The organism is Flagellimonas aurea (genome assembly GCF_017313785.1).
Taxonomy (GTDB): domain Bacteria; phylum Bacteroidota; class Bacteroidia; order Flavobacteriales; family Flavobacteriaceae; genus Flagellimonas; species Flagellimonas aurea.
In genome coordinates this window covers 430,119-448,022 of the sequence record NZ_JAFLNL010000001.1, presented here as the reverse complement: position 1 = coordinate 448,022, position 17,904 = coordinate 430,119, and the positions used below count along the sequence as shown (strand labels likewise).

Here is a 17,904-nt window from a genome sequence, read left to right as displayed (position 1 = left end):
ACTAGGATTTCTTACGTTTGTCGAGCAAGTCCCTGTTCTCGATAGGGTTTTCCTCTCTTTTTAATGATTTTTCGATCCCTTCGATGTATTCCAGGGAATCGTCCAGATAAAAATTGAGTTCGGGCACACGCCTTAGCTGGTGCTTGGTGCGCTGTGCCAATTCGTAACGGATGGCCACTTGGCTCTCTTTGATGCCCTCCAACAGTTCTTTGGCACCCTTGTTCGGAAAAATGCTCACGTACACTTTGGCCAAGGATAGGTCAACGGTTACGGAAACCTTGGACACAGAGATCAAGGTTCCCTTGAGGCCACCATCGGTAGCGGCCCGTTGTAAAATATCGGCCAGGTCCTTTTGAATGATTCCTGCTATCTTTTTCTGTCTTTGTGTTTCCTCCATACTGCAAAAATAAGCGAATAAATGACTATCCTCACGCTATTAACCATTTACACTCCGTAATTTTGGAAAAAGGGGCATATTTTAACGCTTATTACATCTTGTATGGATAAAATTGAACACATCGGAATTGCGGTTAAAGACTTGGAGGCATCCAATGCTTTGTTTGAAAAGTTGTTGGGCGTGCCACACTATAAAATTGAGGAAGTGGCCTCGGAAGGGGTAAGGACCTCCTTTTTTAAATCGGGCCCCAATAAGATTGAATTGTTGGAGGCGACCAAGCCCGATAGCCCCATCGCCAAATATTTGGAAAAAAAGGGGGAGGGCATCCATCATATTGCATTTGCGGTGGCGGACATTGTTTCGGAAATCCAAAGATTGAAGGGAGAAGGCTTTTTGGTTTTGAACGAAACGCCCAAAAAAGGAGCGGACAACAAACTGGTGGCATTTTTGCATCCAAAGGGCACGAATGGCGTGCTGGTGGAGCTTTGCCAAGAAATAAAAGAAAGCTAGGGGCGTTAAAACCTTGCGCTAAAGAAAAATAAACACTAATATTGCATCCGCAAATTGCGGGTCCTATAGCTCAGTTGGTTAGAGCACCTGACTCATAATCAGGTGGTCCCTGGTTCGAGCCCAGGTGGGACCACTGGGAAATTTCAAAATTTCCCTAAAAGCCTGAAAATGAACTGTTTTCAGGCTTTTTCATTTTCATTGGTTTCGTATAAAACCATATGAAATCAACCGTTCTGGTGAGTAAATCGGTGAGTACTTTTTTATTCGTAAAAATGCTTCCAAAACTATGTTAAAGAATTGAATGTCAATTCTTTGTTCGGATTTGTAATCGATATTAAAAATCCAAAAAACACAGTTATGGAGGCAAACAACACATTTTCCATCCTTTTTTATCCAAAAACCAGTGATTCTGACAAGAACGGAATGTCACCTCTCTTTCTTCGTATAACAGTTGATGGAAAGAGAGCAGAACTGAGCTTAAAGCGAAAGGTAAACTCAGAACAATGGTGCTCTATTTCAAACAAGGTCAAAGGAAACGGACCGACAAAAGATGAGGTCAATGGCTATATAGATGAACTGAAATTTCGGATTCGGCGCATCCAAGGGGAGTTTGTAGCACAAGAAAAGCCCTTTACGGCATCGATGCTAAAAGGGCGTCTGTTGAATAAGGGCAATGAACTTAAAACAGTGTTGTCAATTTATGATGGCCACAATGCCAAAGTGAAAAGCTTGATGGGAAAGGATTACACATATAGCACTTATAGAAGGCATGTGCGGACACGAAACCATTTGGAGGGATTTATCCAAAAGGAGTATGGACAGAGAGATTTTTTTATCCAGGATGTAGAATTGGGCTTTATTACCCGGTTTGAGCATTATCTACATATGGTAGGTGCAGGAGTGGTACATTCAATTAAGGGCATGTAAAGCGTAAAATGGTGTTCTTGATTTTAACATTTGCTATTGAATGAAGATTCCATGTGTAAACAAATTTTAACCACCGTTTTATTGAACTTCATAGAACAACGAATCTACTTGGGTTGTTAAAGTTCATTTCCCCGTACTAAATAAATAGTTTACATTCAGACGTTTATTTAAACTTTCAGGTTATGGTTTTTGGATATGCACGGGTGAGTACCATGGAACAAAGTTTGGACCTTCAATTGGATGCATTGCTCAAAGAAGGGATTCCACAAAAGAACATTTACACAGACAAGGTGTCAAGTACCAAAGAAGCACGGAAGAGCTTGAGCAAACTTTTAAAATATGTGAGGGACGGAGATACCATTGTGGTCTGGAAACTTGATCGGTTGGCAAGGAGCCTGATTCATTTTACCAATCTTATGACACGGCTAAAGGAAAAGGGAGTTCGTTTCAGGAGTATTACCGAACCTTTCATAGATACTACTGAAAAGTCTTCCCATTCTGAGTTTATCATCAACATCTTTGCTGCCTTGGCACAATTGGAAAGGGATATCATCATTGAACGAACTAAAGCAGGTTTGGAATCGGCAAGACGCAGAGGGAAGATTTTAGGAGCGCCAAAGGGATTAAGTAAGAAAAATCAACAAAAAGCTGTACTTTGTGAGGAGTATTTCAATAACGGGGTGTTGACCGTTACAGAGATATGTGAACGATTGAACATTTCAAGGGCCACCTATTACAAGTATTTACGACATAGGGGGCTTTCAGGAAAGTTGAGATCATATAAAAGATGAATCAGGTCATCGATTTTAATCTGTATTTGGAATATTGAGATATATTTTACATCTGTTTAAAAAAGGTAATAGTAATTTTAAAAAATGAGATTTCCATTTATAATATTGATTTGGATATTAACATCATCTAAAGCGATTGCATGCACTTGTTCGGTCCCAAAAAGTTTAAAGGCTATCCAAGATTATGAGTATGAAATATCTGAATGTATTTTCATAGGAGAAGTTTTAGAAATTGACTCTATACTTAGCAGGTTCACTTTTAAAGTCCTTGAATCTTTTAAAGGCTTAGAAAGTGGAACAATTTATATTGGAAAATATGACCCAATGTGTGGCCCAATAATCGACGAAACAGGAAAGTGGCTTATTTATGGAAGTTTCAACGATGAGAATCATATTGTTATAAATCATTGCGGACTTACAAGGAGTTTTAAAAGACCTGAACACAATGTTTCTGCCACAGAACCACCAATACCTCCTCCTTTACCAAATAAAAAGGAAACAGAATCTGAGTTTGAAAAGGAAATAATTAAATGGAGATTAAGAGCGAAATCCGATTTGGAGAATGAAATAAAAAGCTTACAGGGACGAAATAAAAAGGCCAACTAATCAATAAAAATTCAGTTAAAAAAAGTTCAAATAAACGATAGTTGCATATCCAAAATTATTTATCTAAATTGAATCATTATTAATACTATTGGTTCAAAATGGCAATAATAAGAAAATCCATCACTTTCACGGAACAACAAGATGCCTTTGTCAAAAGTTTGATCGAGCAGGGTTTTTACACGAACGACAGTGAATATATCAGGGACATAATTCGAAAGGATCAAGAGCGTAGAAAACGTATCATTGATTTGAACGAAGCGTTGATCGAAGGAATTGAGAGCGGTCCGACCGATGCTACTATCGATAGTATTTGGGGAGAAGCAATAAACGAGCACAATGCCGGAAAATAAATATGTCATTAGTGCAAAGGCAAGGGCTGATTTAAAGGCCATTGCCAAATACACAATAGAAAAATTCGGGGAGGGGCAATCCTTAAAATATGCCCAGGGTTTCAAGACTATTTTGGCCGATTTGGCCGACAATCCTGAACTCGGAAGAAGATATGTGGCAGTCAAGGATAAAATGTTGTCACGTTACAGGTACAAAGCTCATGTTATATTCTATTATGTGGAAAATGGCAAAATATTCATTGTAAGAGTTTTGGGCGGTCGTATGGATTTTCCAAAACACCTTAAGTAAAGTTCAAATAAACGATGAAGAATCTAAGACACGTACTTATAATATTATTTTTCCCAATATTAATATTTGGACAAGAAGCTATTGACACACCATCAGATGCTAATAATGAAGTTTTGGTGTATGTATATAGTAAGTCAAATATCACTTTGAATGGTAATAAAATAAGCATCAAAAAACTTGACAAATACTTGGAAGAAAATCACTTGGAAAAAGCTAAAATAGGAACTATGAAACCTACTCCTATGAAAGTTTTTCCTACGTTTGAAAAAGTTGTTGGGTTAATGGAAAAACACAAAATTAATGTTGAGTGGTATCGTGACCCAGAATTTCAAATTCCTTTTTTTGAGGATTAAGAAAAGTAACTAAAGTTCAAATAAACGATTCAAATTATTGGTGAAATACATTGCTCAAATATGGATTCTAACAATTATAACCTCTCCACTGGTGTTGGCACTTGTTTTGGGAATTATAATTAATAATTCGAGCCTTTCCGAGATATTTGAATCTTATGAGATTATTATTTTAATGATCTTGGTTGGTTCCTTGTTTTCAATTCCTGCAATGGTTGTTTTTGGATTAATACAGAGAAGTTTAAAGTCCTCTATTCCAATTTGGAGAAGGAAATTGTTACTTTCAATCTATTCCTTTTTATCCGTTTGGATTACTTTCTATATTGTTGATGAAGGATTTATAACGAGATGGACAGATCAAACGGTTTGGCCATTAATTTATTCACTAATCATAGTAATTGGCGTTTGGATTTTTAGACTTCCAAACACGAATAGTGTGGTTTAATTAAAACAAAGTTCAAATAAACGATGACACTAGTTAATTAAGCAGATTGAGAAAGGTTATTTACATAATATGTTGTGTAGGGATATTATTTGGTTGTGCGAAATCTAAAAAGCAAGAACAAATCCAGACCAAGAATGGGAAATTAATGGTTTATGATATGGATCAATTGATTAGAAATAATGAATGTGAAATAATCAGAATAGAAAATGACAGTTCAGTTATATTCAAGTATAAAAACCTTATTGACTCCACTAAAAGCCTTGAATTTTCTTACCTGAAAGCTGATAGTATGATTCTTTTCGGGCCCGATAAATTCGTAAAGGTAGAAGATGATGTTTTGATTGAAGAACTGAATTTTGATCGTTATGAATTGATTGAACCATATCCTGATGGTATGGGTCCAGTGATTTTTAATTTTGAATATGGTGTGCTAGCTTTTAATAATGGGTGGGGAATGGAATTTCATTTGTTGACCGATAAAAACAAGGGTAAGCTTAAATTTCCTTTAACCTACAAGATGGAACAAAAACAATAACAAAGTTCAAATAAACGATATTTTTTAAGTAGAAAATGGATAGTTCAACCAATTCAATTTCAATGAAATCGATTCAACTAATTTATATGCTATGGTTTTTGTGTACGCCCCTAATCTGCGGTACACTTCAGGCACAAGGAAAGAAGGTAGAACTCATCATGGAAGATGGTACCGCAATGAAAGGGTATGCTAAATTCTATACAAAAAGCTTTAGTTACCGTGCTAATGAGAATGAACGTTTTAAAAGGTTCAAAATGTTGGACTTTGAAACTATACGTGTCTTTTTGGAAAATAATGACACCAAAACATACAAGAGAATTAAAATTAACGACCATAAGAAACCAAAAATGTTGATTCTGTTAGTAGAGGGACCTGTATCACTTTATCTTGAGGAAAAACAGATATATAGTTCGGGCTATGGTGCTGGTTTAGGAGTCAGCGGCAATGCAGGACAAAGTGTTGGTGGCTCTTCTTATTCATATAGTAGGCTTTATCTCAAAAGAAATAAAAAGGAAAACGCCACTCATATGAGTTCTACATCTAAGAAAAAATTTAAAGCATTTATTAAAAATTATTTCAAAGACTGTACTGATTTAGTTATGAAAGTCGAAGAAGGGAAATATTCCAAAAAGGAGTTAAAGGAAATAGTTGAATTCTATAATAACGAATGTAAATAAAAGGCGTCTTAATTATAAATTCAATTAAACGATTGCCAATAACATTGATATAGAACAGGAAAGATTGGAGTTAAAATACGGTATTTTAGGAAAAATCAAGGAAGGAAAGAACATCGGATGGTTCGTGAAGTTTACTGATGATCGTGAACATTCAGGCGGATTTTACATTTATGAATTTAAAGATGTCGAGGGAAAAGAGGGCTTTGATACTTGGCTTGAAACTGAGAATGATGTCAAAGGCTATATAAATGAAAATGAATGGATAATAGAATGGTTAACTGAACACCAAGCAAAGTTCAAATAAACGATTTTTTATGTATAACAGAATTGCCCATATCGCTTTGGTTGTTAAAGAATATGATGAAGCAATCCAATTTTATACTCAAAAGTTGGATTTCATAATTCTTGAGGATACTAAAATCGATGAGTTTAAAAGGTGGGTAGTTATCTCTCCAACCGGAGCAAAAGAGTGTAGTCTACTACTGGCCAAAGCCGCTAATGAAGAGCAGTCAAAAAGTGTAGGCAACCAAACAGGGGGTAGGGTTGGATTTTTCCTTTTTACGGACGACTTCAATAGAGACTACGCTAAATTGATGAATCGTGGAATCAAATTCGTAAGACCTCCCAAACAGGAACCTTATGGAGTTGTAGCCGTATTTAAAGATCTTTATGGTAATTTATGGGACTTATTGGAACCCAATGAAAATAATAAGGGTGTTATCAGTTTTTAAATCAAAAGTTCAATAAAACGATAAGTTTAACATGTCCTTTTAATGAAAAAAATTCTCGCATTAATATTGTTGATTAGCTCATTTGCAAATGCTCAAAGCTTTAAAGAACTATATGCCGAAAATTTCAAGAGTGATTGGGAGGTCTATCAAAATGAAGAATATGTAAAACAATACATCGATACAACTATTGTCTATAAGCTAGATAGTGGAAGAACTCCAGAACAAGAGTTACTGTTTCAGGCAAAACAAAATCATGACAAACGGGCTGAACTAATTTCAGAAATCCTATCCAGTTTAAAACTAAATTTTGAGGAATTGGATTCTCTCGCATTCATTGAACAAGGTTCAACCAATGTTAATCCTCCTTTCGATTTTGTAAAGAAGGGAGCAATAATTACTAAAGACAGTGTTTTTGGATTTCTATATAACCTTGAAAGAGAAAACGTGGAAATTGCAAGACATAACTATTTTCAAAACTCGGAAAGTGAGATTATAAATCAAGCCAAACAGGTAATAGGAAATTTGATAATTTCCGCCAAGACAAACTATTTGGATACAATTGCAAGGGTAGAATCGAAAATGTTGTCTGGACCACTACAAGCGTTAAGGCCTGAAACCGAATTTGAAATTTTGATTTACAACAAGAATGAAAATAGCGAGTTGAAGAGAATTTATTTGCATGATACTTTCATTCAGATAATGAACCAAAAACAACAGCCATAAATGAACAACAAAGAACTTGAATTATTATTTGGAGCAATTTGTTTTGTGGTTGCAATAATGTTAGGTGTTAGGGAATTTAGAATAGTTTGCAAAATGATGATTGGATAAGGAAGTCTTTCAGTATTAAAAAGATTGGTGGGATGACTGAATTTTCGACAAAATTCTATATTATAGAAAATCAATGTTTTAATCCTGTAATCCTAAGAATATTCCCTTTAAGAACACGGAAAGCAAAAAACAACTTTTGAACACAAATCTTATGTGCTTTTACTTTATAAATGTCAACTCATTTAAACTTTTTTGTTTTGAATCTTTTCAGGGCAATTACTATGTAAGTAGTTGAACCCTTTCCAGCATTCAATGGTCGTATCGAACCTGTTGAGCAGTGACCTGAAACTGTCGATCCATGGATTGGTGCGTTCCACGGCATACCTCTGGTCATAAAGGTCCCGATCAAAATATTCGTCCCCGTCATCCACACTGCCGTTGCGCTTCTTGAAACATATGTTGGCATTGATGTCCCTTCTTGCACAGGCCGAGCGAAAGTCCTTGGAATCGAATCCCGCATCGGCATCGAGGAAGAGCCCCTCCGTTTTTATATCCGCTCTGTCAAGGGTGGCGGTGACCACCTCGAACTGCACCTCGATATCAAAAAGATCATTGTGGTTCCCAGTTCCGACATGGCCAAGGGAAGTCCCTGCCTATCGGTAAGGAAGAGGGCGTTGGTGGTCCTGCTCTTTTTGCGGCCGTGGGCAGGTACTCCCATTGCACGCCCGTCTTCAACTTGTAGAGTATCGCATTGACAATCTCGTACCAGGGCGCCGTTGGGGCAAACTCCCTTTTCGATAAAGGTATGTGCGGGACTATCTCCATTTCTATGGTATCTTTGTCAAGTACTTTGTACATGGGCTATGGTATTTGCGTGTGGTTACACAAATGTCCGTATCCCTATCTTTCTATTCAAAAAAGTTTAAATCACTTCAGAATTTAAATTTTATTTAACAGTCTGTTTCCGTACTATTTTTAAGTTTGTGTACAAGATGGATTCAAGAATCATAAAAAGAACAATCGCGTATTTCTTTTTGTTGGTCATTTTCGCCGTGAAAATGACGGGACTCCATACATTTTCACATTCCGATGACGCCTCTGATGCTCCACAATGTGATTTGTGTGAGTTTGTTGTTCTGGACAATCAATTCCCTGTCCTTTCTTCAGATTCTTACGAAGCAATTGAACCGGCCCCTGAATATGTTGTTCGGGAAGAAGCCGGATACGATTATCACTTTGATCATATCCAAGGCCTAATTGACCAATCTCTTTTCAGTAGGCCACCCCCAACACTTTCTTAGTCTTTTTTTATGACATGTTCGTGACCCTAAAAAGGTCGGACGATTGACTTTGGGAACTGTTTGATACTTTACAGAAACAGTTTCTTCAGCGTATAGGATTTTATTACACTTATTGCTTGGCACTGATTGTTTGTTTGTTCCAAAAATGGTTTGGAACAAATGGGCTTGACAGGGAACAAAGGATATTTGAACTCCAAATACAAGTCATCTTTTCTGCAGGCGCGGACATTCTCTAGATATCTAGATCAATAACAAGGTATTCACAGCATTTCACGGGTATGCCTTGGGACATCCCATATCCTTTTTGGAGCCAAAAAAGTTGCAACGCAAGGGGAAGCCGAAAACCTTGAAGAAAGAGTAGGCATCACTTTTAAATCTTACATCATGAAGAACAAGGAATCTATGATTTCGCAAATCTTGGCTGACAGAGCAAAGCAGCCTGATGGAGGTACTCACTGCAGCAATTGCGGACACTGTACCAGCACACTCTAATTTCATGAGCGGGACGGTGGGGCCTTTGGCCTTACCGTCCTTGAAATAATCCGTTACTGTTTATACCCTGACACAAGTATCAAAGACAAATAAAAGAATGAACAACCTTGACCGACAACAACTGACCAAGCTCCTCACCTTTACCGATGAGGATGCCATCTCAAGGTTCATGGACATGTACGAAATGGAAGAGGACGAGGTCCGGGACATATTTGAAGAGACCCTCAAATTCCTGTACATAAGCCAGATCCCTGGAGTTTTTATCCCTGATGACCTTTTGATCATCGATGAAATGTGGCACAATCTGATCCTGTTTACCCCACAATACCATGAATTCAGTAAAGAGTATCTGGGAACCCCCTATTTCCACCACTTACCTGCCAGCAAAAAGGAAAAGGAAGCACGAAAATCGGCCATGCTTGCCGATTCGGACAAAGCAAAGAAAGAATATCTGAACAAATTGGAATTCCTCCTTTCCGTTACCTACGACCACCTCGGCGCGGATACTGTTGAGAAATGGTTCAATATCTATCCACAAAAATATAGCAAGGCCAACATCAATAAACTGAGAAAATAACCATGAGCATCTTTCCCAAAAGAACCCTGCCCGGCAAGACCGTCACCATCCATTGGAACTTCAACACGGCCTCTCTAAAGGGAACACACATATTCCCCTTGGTGCGGATCGGGGTCAAAGACCCCTTGGGGAATATCACCATGCTTTTTGAGGAGCATGTACTGGCACTTCCCGATCAAAAGGTGCATGCCGGAGAATCTGGTAAACAATTGAAATATCTGAACAAGAATATACCGTTGCTTGTTTTGGCCGATTACCTGAAAGGCTCTTGCAAGCGCGAAAAGTTGATGGAAATCCTCAAGAACATCCAATCGGGACGTCATTACTATTTTACCTATTCCCTTCCAGAGAATGCCCCCTTGGGCAAATACGAACTTATATCAGAGGTACACAACAATGGTAAAGTGAAATATTCCAGGACAAGGCGGGAAGACCATTTTTGGGTAGAAGGAATTTCCTTGAAAGCTGTCGATGAAGGACAAAAGGGAAGGATGGCCATCGTCCAAAACCAATCTGCGGAAAGGACACCCGTGAAGATTGTACGTTGTCTTACGGATGCAGGGGGAGCCATGGAGACCCAAGTGGAGGTATTTGAGATGCTTTCGCATGAAAGCAAACAGATTCCATTGACCAAGGGAAGGGATTTTTTGATCTACAATGAAGAGCGGGAGATAATAGCCTTGACAAAAGAACCCTCCCCATACCTGTTGAGGAACCAACAACTGCTCTCCATAAACAAGGATGGCACCGCATGGGTGATGCCAAAGGAAGGGGAAACGGCCTTCCAACTCGATCCAATTTCAAAAAATCTTTGGGAAAAGGCCGATGGCCTGTTTCACATACGATCCCTGTCAGAGGGGGAAAAGGATGTTTTCAGGGAAATGGAAGAACAAGGACTTATTGAACAAATAAAACTTTAAATGATTCGATTACTGCACCAAACCAGGATTGTCCAAAACCAAATCATGATGGGACCCAATCTCTTTTGCGATATAAAAAGGGGACTTGGTCCGATATTTTTGCTGCTATTCTTAGCAAGCCATATGCACGCCCAAAAAGCGGTACTTTCAGGGACGGTGACCGATGATGAAGGGATGCCATTGATCGGGGCCCATATAGGCATACCGCTGTTGGAAAGGACCGAGGCTTCCGATGAAAACGGATTTTTCAAATTTACCGACCTTCCCCATGGTATATTGTCCCTAGAAGTTTCCCACGTAGGATTTGAAACGATCCATAGGACCTTCGAAATTTCCAAGGACAATCCGAATGTTGAAGTCCTGATTATTTTGAGACCAGGCCAGAACCAACTCAACGAAGTGGTGGTTCAAGGGGAATCAAAAGCGACCCAGATCAAGAAAAGTCCGCTTTCAGTCTCCTTGGTGGAAACTGAGGCCTATCACCATAGATCGGTTTCTACCTCCGACCTGTTGGGCACGGTCCCCGGAGTGAGGGTGCGCCAAAGTGGTGGGGTAGGGAACTCGGCGGAGGTTTCACTTCAGGGACTCACTGGGAGGCAGGTGAGATTTTTTATCGATGGAATCCCCATGGATTACCTGCTCCCTACACAGGAACTAGGATTGGGCCCGTCCCTGGCCATGCTGCCGACAAGCCAGATCGAGAGGATCGAGGTCTACAAGGGAGCGGTGCCCGTCAGTCTGGCAACGGACGCCCTGGGCGGTGCCGTGAACCTTGTACCTAAAAAAGCTAATGGGGATTATCTGGAAACGAGCGCACAGTATGGATCGTTCGGTACCTGGAATGTTGCCCTGAATGCCGGGAAACAATTGATGAAGAACCTTGATCTGGGTTTTTCCGGCTATTACAATGCCTCGGATAACGATTACACCGTAGATGACGTAAACCTCGTGGATGAAAACGGCAACCCTCAGGCCATATCCACCCGTAAATTCCATGATGCCTTTAAAAGCTATCTATTTAGGGGGAGCCTATCCGCTTCGGATATCCCATGGGCCGATCGTGTTTCATTGAGCGCTTCCATAGCTGGGCTCTACGATGAGATACAGCACAATTTTGAGATGCGACAACCCTACGGGGAGGCCCTGAACAAAGTAAGGACCTTCAACACTGCCCTGGAATACGATAAAAAGGAAATCATACGGAATGTCGATGCCAAGGCCTATATAGGATACAATCGGATAGTGACACAGTTCATCGATACGACCCTGAACATTTACAATTGGAGGGGGGAGATCGTGGGACGGCGCAATTCCGGGGGTGAGATCACCACTTCACGGAACGATCTCGAACTCACGGGGAACAATGGCACGGGGAGGCTGCAGTTCACCTATGCACCAAACGGGAATACCGAATGGACCCTGAACGGGGTGGGATCCCTTTATAAAAGGGTGGGTGAAGACCCCGTGGCCGAAGCGTTCTACGGGGAGGATCATTTTGCACGACCGATACGTATCGGTAAACTGAATATCGGTATTGGCCTTGAAAAGGAACTTTTTGATAAAAACCTGACAAGCTTGACCGGTATTAAATGGTACCACTACCACGCCAAGGGATTTGAAATTGTGGAAGGGGAAGCCGTCAGTACCCGACAGCAGAACAACGAATTTGGGGCCATGCAGTCCTTTTCCTGGAAACCGAGCACGGATTTTACGGGGAAACTGTCCTATGAATATGCGACACGGCTTCCCGACCGTGTGGAGACCTTGGGGGACTTCAGTGTGGCCGTAGCGGCAAACCCGGACCTGAGGCCGGAGCGGAGCCATAACATCAATTTGGGGATCCAGTACAAAAGGACCAAATGGACGGCCGAGGTCAATGGTTTTTTTAGAGAGGTGAAGGATATCATCATACTACAGGCCGTGCCCCCGCCCGTGCTGAGCACCTATGAGAACCTGTTGAAGGCACGGATCATGGGAGTTGAGGGTGAAGTGAAGATCTATCCCATCAAAAAGGTGTCACTGACATTGAACGCTACCTACCAAGATCTCCGTAACCGATCGGACAAGGAGGATGCCGGGGTGTCCAGCAACCGCTATTTTGGTGCCCGCCTTCCCAATAGGCCCTACCTCTTCGGCAATGGGGAACTACAGTTCACCCAAACTGGATTGCTGGGGGATACTGACCTCTTACAGATTTGGTGGACCGCACAGTATGTACATGAATTCTTTCGCTATTGGGAAATCGATGGCAGAAGGGAGGACAAACTGACCATCCCTGAACAATGGGTACAGCACGCAGGGGTATCCTATACCGATAAAAGTAGAAAATACACCTTGACCTTGGAGGCCCATAACCTTTTGGACAAAAGGGTCTTTGACAATTTTGGGGTACAAAAACCGGGAAGGTCCTGGCACGTCAAGCTCAAAGCAATACTATTCTAAATCAATGTTCCATTTAAAATTTGAAAAATCATGAAAAAACCAAACACAGACAAAGCCATTTTTTTATTGGGAAAAATCTTTCTGACCCTTCTGCTGATGGGGTGCAACAACGATGACGGTTCCGTTCCCGGGGATGACGGTCCCCCAGTGGACGATGTCGTCGAGGTCAATTATGGGGTTTCCCTGGTATCCGGGGCAGGCGAGACCGTAACAAGCTTTCTGCTTGGTCTTACCGACCTTGATGTATCAACCATCGACAATAGTGATGGTACCGAAGTTGGCCAGTACACATCCATATACTCCGATGGGGAATCCATGTTCACGGCAGGGTTTGGGGCCCCGGCCACGATGAAAAAATACATTTTCGACGATGGGGGCAAAGCGGTGCTTGACCAAGAAATCATCGTACCCGGTTCCAATTCGTTTTCCACTGTGGAGATATTGGACCAAAACAAGGGGTATGCCACCGTCGGTGGTGGAATCTCCAAGGTGGTGGAATTCAATCCCACTACCATGAGGATCACCGGGGAGATTGATTTGAGCGAGGCAGGCGAGGGTCTTTTCTATTCCGATATGATCGCCCGCGATGACCATCTGTTTGTTGCCCTCAACGATTTTGGAGGATCCGGGGAAGTCATGGTCGCTGTGGTGAACACTGACAACAATACCTTGGAAAAGGTCATCAGTGACGGTCGCAGCGCAACACCGTTCAACACATTGGCCTCGGAGATAATGGCCTTGGACAGTAATGGTGATATCTACCTTCAGGCCTCGGGCCTGTTCAGTGACAAGCCGAGCGGGGTGTTCCGCATAAAAGCAGGTGAAACGGATTTCGATGCGTCCTATTTCTTTGATCTGGGAGCTATGGAGGGCAAGACCTATTTTGGACTGTACCTGACCGGGAACGGGGAGGCCCTGACCTTGATATCGGAAAACGATGACAACTTCTTTGGTACCGATGGTGCCGATCCGGCATTCAGGTACCACAAAATAGACCTTTATGCAGCGCAGGACCTGGGCGATCTTGATGAGTCACTGCCCAATACATTTGCGGCTTCCAGGACTTCGTTCGCCAGAAAAATGGAATCGGGCGAACTGCTTTTCCCCATTGCAGGGGTGAACGAGGATGCACTTTATGGTTATGATCCCGAAACACAAGGGGTCGAAAAAAGAATTACGAGCAATGGAGGTTATATTTCCGGCTTTATTACGCTAAACGGGGAATAATGCTGGAAGCTATAGACCTGACCAAAAAATACGGAGGGTTCACCGCACTGGATTCGTTGAACCTCACCGTTGATGAAGGTGATATCTTCTGCCTGCTCGGAGCTAATGGAGCGGGAAAGTCAACGACCATCAATCTGTTCCTGAACTTTATAGAGCCCACTTCCGGGAGGGCATTGATCAATGGTCTGGACGTGACGGAGCACGCCCGGAAAACGAAGCAGTGGCTGTCCTATATTCCCGAAAACCTACAGCTGTACAAGAACCTTACGGGTCTTGAAAACCTTGAATTCTTCTGTGGACTGGGCGGGGTCGGGCAAGATCGGGACGCATTGGAGTCCTTGTTGCTGAAATCGGGTTTGCAAAAGGATTTTGTCCACCAACGGGTGGACAGGTATTCAAAGGGAATGCGCCAAAAAGTGGGCATAGCCCTGGCCAGGGCCAAGGGTGCCAAGGTGCTGCTTTTGGATGAGCCTACATCCGGCCTGGACCCAAAGGCCAGCAATGAGTTCTCCGAACTGCTCTTGGAAATGAAAGATCAAAAGGTGGCCACTTTGATGGCCACCCACGACCTTTTTAGGGCCAAGGATACCGGTACCCATATTGGGATCATGAAAGAAGGGACCTTGCTGGAGACCATGGAAACCAGTGAGATATCCTTTAACGATTTGGAAAGTAAATATTTAAGGCACATGCATGCTTAAAACATCAACTATGGGAACAGTTTTTTTGATGGCCAGTAAGGAAATCAAGAATATGGCAAGGCAGAGGACACTTTGGACACTTCTCGGTGTGGTCATCGGGCTTATGCTATTGGGGCTTTATACGGGACATCAGGTGTATCGACAGCAAAAATTGATGGTGGACAGGGCAAGTGATCAAAAACGGACGGAGTGGTTGGAGCAAGGGGAGAAACATCCGCATATAGCCGCACACTATGGGACCTATGTCTTTAAACCAAAAACCATATTGAGCCTTTTTGATCATGGGTTGGATACCTATACAGGCACCTCTGTGTACCTAGAGGCCCATTACCCCCATGAGTTCATGTTCAGACCGGTACAGGGCTATGGGGGCGCCATCCGTTTTGGGGAACTGACCGCCGCCTTGGTGCTCCAATTGTTATTGCCCTTATTGATCATTTTCATTACGTTCCAATCTTTTACCAAGGAACGGGAGACCGGAACGCTCAGGCTGTTGATAAGCCAAGGGGTATCGGTACGATCGATCTTGATGGGGAAGGTTGTGGCCTTTACCTTGGTTGGGTTTATTGTTTTGACCCCCTTTTTTATCGGACTGTACCTGCTCAGCGGGGAAGAGAGCGAAAATCAGGTCATCACCGATGTCGGGCTTCGTACCGTGCTGCTCTTTGGGATTTATGCGCTGTATTTGTTTGTGTTCACTGGCTTTTCGGTTTGGGTATCCCTCAAATCGTCAAGTGCCCGAAACGCCTTATTGACCCTTTTGACCTTTTGGATGGTAACGGGAGTCATCATCCCCAAAACCGCGGCCAATTTTGGTGAGACCCTCTATCCCCTGCCCTCGATGAAGGCATTCAAGGAGGGGATACATTCGGATATTGCCAATGGAATGGACGGGGCGGGCTCCAGGTTGGAACGGGAGGCAAGGCTTAAGGAGGATTATTTGGCACACTATGGTGTAACATCCCTAGATCAACTGCCCCTGAATTTTGAAGGGGTCCGGATGCAGGAAGGGGAGGAATACTCCAATAAAGTGTATGATGCCCACAATGACAAATTATACGCGCGCTTCGAGGAGCAGAACAGAATAGGGAGTTTATTGGCTTTTGTGGCCCCTTATATGGCCGTGCGAAACCTGTCCATGGCAATGGCGGGCACGGACTGGTACAGCTTCAATGATTTTACGGCCAAGACCGAGACATACCGACGCAATCTCATTCGGACAATGAACAGGGACATGGCCGAAAATTCCCGTTACGGTGAATTCTTTGAATATAAGGCCGATGAGAAGTTATGGGAATCCATTGAGGATTTTCGATACGTTTCCTTTACCGCGCAGAGAGCCCTTTCGTTTTATCGAGCGGAACTCTTGGCCTTGACGCTATGGGTGCTATGGATTCTTTTTCTTATGACCATCCCACGTAAAATCAAGAACCTATGATACAGACATTGAAAATCCTGTGGCGATTTGAGGCCATATCCATGTTTCGAAACAGCTTTCAAATGCTCCTGTTCGCCAGTATCCTCTTATTGGGACTGTATGCCATTTATTATGGTAACGCCATAATCCAAGTACAGCGCCAGACCATTGAAGCGGTTGGGGAGATTGAACGGGATGAGTTCAACGAATACCGAAGGAGTTTTGAAATGACCCCTTCCTCGACCAAGGAAGAACAGGTATTGCAAATAGCTTCCGACCCGGCCTATGCTTGGCACCGGCATGGGTACCATGCCATTTTGCCCCCACATGCCTATGCGGCCCTGGCCTTGGGACAAAGGGATGTGGAGCCCTATTATTACAAATTGACAGGGATGAGCCTGTACTATCAATTGTTCGAAGGGGAACTGGCCAATCCGCTCAAGCTGTATGCTGGCAATTTTGACCTTTCCTTTGTGCTCATCTATTTGTTTCCCCTGCTTGTCATCGCTTTTACCTATGGGCTGTATGCCGAAGAGAAGGAAAATGGGGTGCTGCCCTTGCTCAACATACAGCCCATAGGCCTCAATAAGATCATCCTGGTCCGGTTCGGGTTCTATTTTTTACTGATCACCGGATTGGGAATCCTCCTGTCCCTCATTGGCTTTATGGTCTCCGGTATCGGCCTTGACGGACTCGCAGCGGTGCTATGGTCGGCCACTTTGTTATGCTATCTGGGCTTTTGGTTTGCCCTGATGTATGCTTTGGTGGCACTCAAACGGAATTCCTCGTTGACGGCCATCTCCGCTGCTGCCCTTTGGTTGTTTTTCCTTATTGTCTTCCCAGCAGTACTGAACAGTTATGCCACTGCTTCCCATCCTGTGGACAGTACGGTTCTGACCGAAATAACCCGCAGGAAAAGCTTGGAGAATGAGGAGGATCTCGAGGAGGCCAAGACGGTGGTTTTGGAATATCTGGAAACCCAGAAAGTATATCAGGGGGCCGATTCGCTACTCGACCAAAATACCTTGGCCAAGGCCTATGCCGCCTTTACTGCCCTCAACGATGCCCATTATAGGGAAGAGGTAACGGAATATCAGGAACAGATCCGGCTGCGGGAAGCATGGATCTCCAACTTCCGATGGATCAATCCGGCCGTAAATGCACAAGGGGTGTTCAACGAAGTGGTGGAAACGGATCTGGGCACCTTTCAATCCTTTCACCGGTCCATTGAAAACTTTCACAGGAACATCACCCATTTCTATTTCAGCAGGTTGTTTTTTGGCCATGCCATCGCTGCAGGGGATTATGGGGACCTACCAACATTTGAATTGTCTGTGGACCGGGGGACAAGAATGAACAATATTATGAAGCGCTTATTGGAATTGTTTCTTGGTGTGATCTTGATCATGGGGGCAGGGCTTCTTCTTTTTAACCGAAAACTGACATAA

General features: G+C 42.6%; 21 protein-coding genes, 1 tRNA gene and 1 pseudogene. 21 read left to right on the top strand and 2 right to left on the bottom strand.

Translation table 11 applies throughout. The features are described from left to right. Position 1: 1 nt before the first annotated feature. Positions 2-397, bottom strand: coding sequence for a 30S ribosome-binding factor RbfA (rbfA, locus tag J0656_RS01980; RefSeq protein ID WP_207031130.1), 396 nt, complete (start codon positions 395-397; stop codon positions 2-4). A gap of 102 nt (positions 398-499) precedes the next feature. Here rbfA and mce point away from each other — a divergent pair, with 102 nt between their 5' ends. From mce to J0656_RS01915, 13 genes are all read left to right on the top strand, one after another. Continuing rightward, positions 500-907 (top strand): methylmalonyl-CoA epimerase, encoded by a 408-nt coding sequence (gene mce / locus J0656_RS01975; protein ID WP_207031128.1) that lies wholly within the window; start codon positions 500-502, stop codon positions 905-907. A gap of 59 nt (positions 908-966) precedes the next feature. Then, positions 967-1,040 (top strand) — tRNA-Ile (locus tag J0656_RS01970). Between the two features lie 224 nt (positions 1,041-1,264). Further along, a complete protein-coding gene (locus tag J0656_RS01965) occupies positions 1,265-1,834 on the top strand; it encodes an Arm DNA-binding domain-containing protein (protein WP_207031127.1) in 570 nt (189 codons plus the stop codon). Between the two features lie 182 nt (positions 1,835-2,016). Beyond that, positions 2,017-2,625: a recombinase family protein gene (locus J0656_RS01960; RefSeq protein ID WP_207031126.1), complete on the top strand. Its 609-nt coding sequence runs from the start codon at positions 2,017-2,019 to the stop codon at positions 2,623-2,625. An 84-nt stretch (positions 2,626-2,709) separates the two neighbouring features. After that, a complete protein-coding gene (locus tag J0656_RS01955; RefSeq protein WP_207031125.1) occupies positions 2,710-3,231 on the top strand; it encodes a hypothetical protein in 522 nt (173 codons plus the stop codon). Between the two features lie 98 nt (positions 3,232-3,329). Continuing rightward, complete coding sequence (locus tag J0656_RS01950; RefSeq protein ID WP_207031124.1) at positions 3,330-3,581, top strand: type II toxin-antitoxin system ParD family antitoxin; 252 nt, start codon at positions 3,330-3,332, stop codon at positions 3,579-3,581. Continuing rightward, entirely contained in the window at positions 3,568-3,870 is a 303-nt protein-coding gene (locus J0656_RS01945) for a type II toxin-antitoxin system RelE/ParE family toxin (RefSeq protein ID WP_207031123.1), read from the top strand. The genes J0656_RS01950 and J0656_RS01945 overlap by 14 nt, the downstream gene beginning before the upstream one ends. Before the next feature lie 14 nt (positions 3,871-3,884). Next, positions 3,885-4,223 carry a hypothetical protein gene (locus J0656_RS01940; RefSeq protein WP_207031122.1) on the top strand — a complete coding sequence of 113 codons (339 nt, stop codon included), beginning with the start codon at positions 3,885-3,887 and terminating at the stop codon, positions 4,221-4,223. Between the two features lie 488 nt (positions 4,224-4,711). Further along, positions 4,712-5,200 (top strand): hypothetical protein, encoded by a 489-nt coding sequence (locus tag J0656_RS01935; RefSeq protein ID WP_207031121.1) that lies wholly within the window; start codon positions 4,712-4,714, stop codon positions 5,198-5,200. A 62-nt stretch (positions 5,201-5,262) separates the two neighbouring features. Next, positions 5,263-5,877, top strand: coding sequence for a hypothetical protein (locus tag J0656_RS01930; RefSeq protein WP_207031120.1), 615 nt, complete (start codon positions 5,263-5,265; stop codon positions 5,875-5,877). A gap of 64 nt (positions 5,878-5,941) precedes the next feature. Continuing rightward, a complete protein-coding gene (locus J0656_RS01925; RefSeq protein ID WP_207031118.1) occupies positions 5,942-6,181 on the top strand; it encodes a hypothetical protein in 240 nt (79 codons plus the stop codon). Between the two features lie 10 nt (positions 6,182-6,191). Further along, entirely contained in the window at positions 6,192-6,608 is a 417-nt protein-coding gene (locus J0656_RS01920) for a VOC family protein (protein WP_207031116.1), read from the top strand. Between the two features lie 42 nt (positions 6,609-6,650). After that, positions 6,651-7,331 (top strand): hypothetical protein, encoded by a 681-nt coding sequence (locus J0656_RS01915; RefSeq protein WP_207031115.1) that lies wholly within the window; start codon positions 6,651-6,653, stop codon positions 7,329-7,331. Between the two features lie 286 nt (positions 7,332-7,617). On the opposite strand, the pseudogene J0656_RS01910 reads toward J0656_RS01915, so the two are convergent. After that, a pseudogene (locus J0656_RS01910) lies at positions 7,618-8,237 on the bottom strand (transposase). A 134-nt stretch (positions 8,238-8,371) separates the two neighbouring features. Between J0656_RS01910 and J0656_RS01905 the strand changes: the two are divergent. From J0656_RS01905 to J0656_RS01870, 8 genes are all read left to right on the top strand, one after another. Further along, a complete protein-coding gene (locus tag J0656_RS01905) occupies positions 8,372-8,680 on the top strand; it encodes a hypothetical protein (protein ID WP_207031113.1) in 309 nt (102 codons plus the stop codon). 589 nt (positions 8,681-9,269) lie between these two features. Next, positions 9,270-9,749, top strand: coding sequence for a UCP032817 domain-containing protein (locus J0656_RS01900; protein WP_207031112.1), 480 nt, complete (start codon positions 9,270-9,272; stop codon positions 9,747-9,749). A gap of 2 nt (positions 9,750-9,751) precedes the next feature. Further along, positions 9,752-10,669, top strand: coding sequence for a hypothetical protein (locus tag J0656_RS01895; RefSeq protein ID WP_207031111.1), 918 nt, complete (start codon positions 9,752-9,754; stop codon positions 10,667-10,669). Further along, positions 10,670-13,111, top strand: a complete 2,442-nt coding sequence (locus tag J0656_RS01890) for a TonB-dependent receptor (protein WP_207031110.1) — start codon at positions 10,670-10,672, stop codon at positions 13,109-13,111. 30 nt (positions 13,112-13,141) lie between these two features. After that, positions 13,142-14,338 (top strand): DUF4374 domain-containing protein, encoded by a 1,197-nt coding sequence (locus J0656_RS01885; RefSeq protein ID WP_207031109.1) that lies wholly within the window; start codon positions 13,142-13,144, stop codon positions 14,336-14,338. Then, entirely contained in the window at positions 14,338-15,039 is a 702-nt protein-coding gene (locus J0656_RS01880; protein ID WP_207031108.1) for an ABC transporter ATP-binding protein, read from the top strand. Before J0656_RS01885 ends, J0656_RS01880 begins: the two co-directional genes overlap by 1 nt. Before the next feature lie 10 nt (positions 15,040-15,049). Continuing rightward, positions 15,050-16,477 carry an ABC transporter permease gene (locus tag J0656_RS01875; RefSeq protein WP_207031107.1) on the top strand — a complete coding sequence of 476 codons (1,428 nt, stop codon included), beginning with the start codon at positions 15,050-15,052 and terminating at the stop codon, positions 16,475-16,477. Beyond that, a complete protein-coding gene (locus tag J0656_RS01870; protein WP_207031106.1) occupies positions 16,474-17,904 on the top strand; it encodes a DUF3526 domain-containing protein in 1,431 nt (476 codons plus the stop codon). Before J0656_RS01875 ends, J0656_RS01870 begins: the two co-directional genes overlap by 4 nt.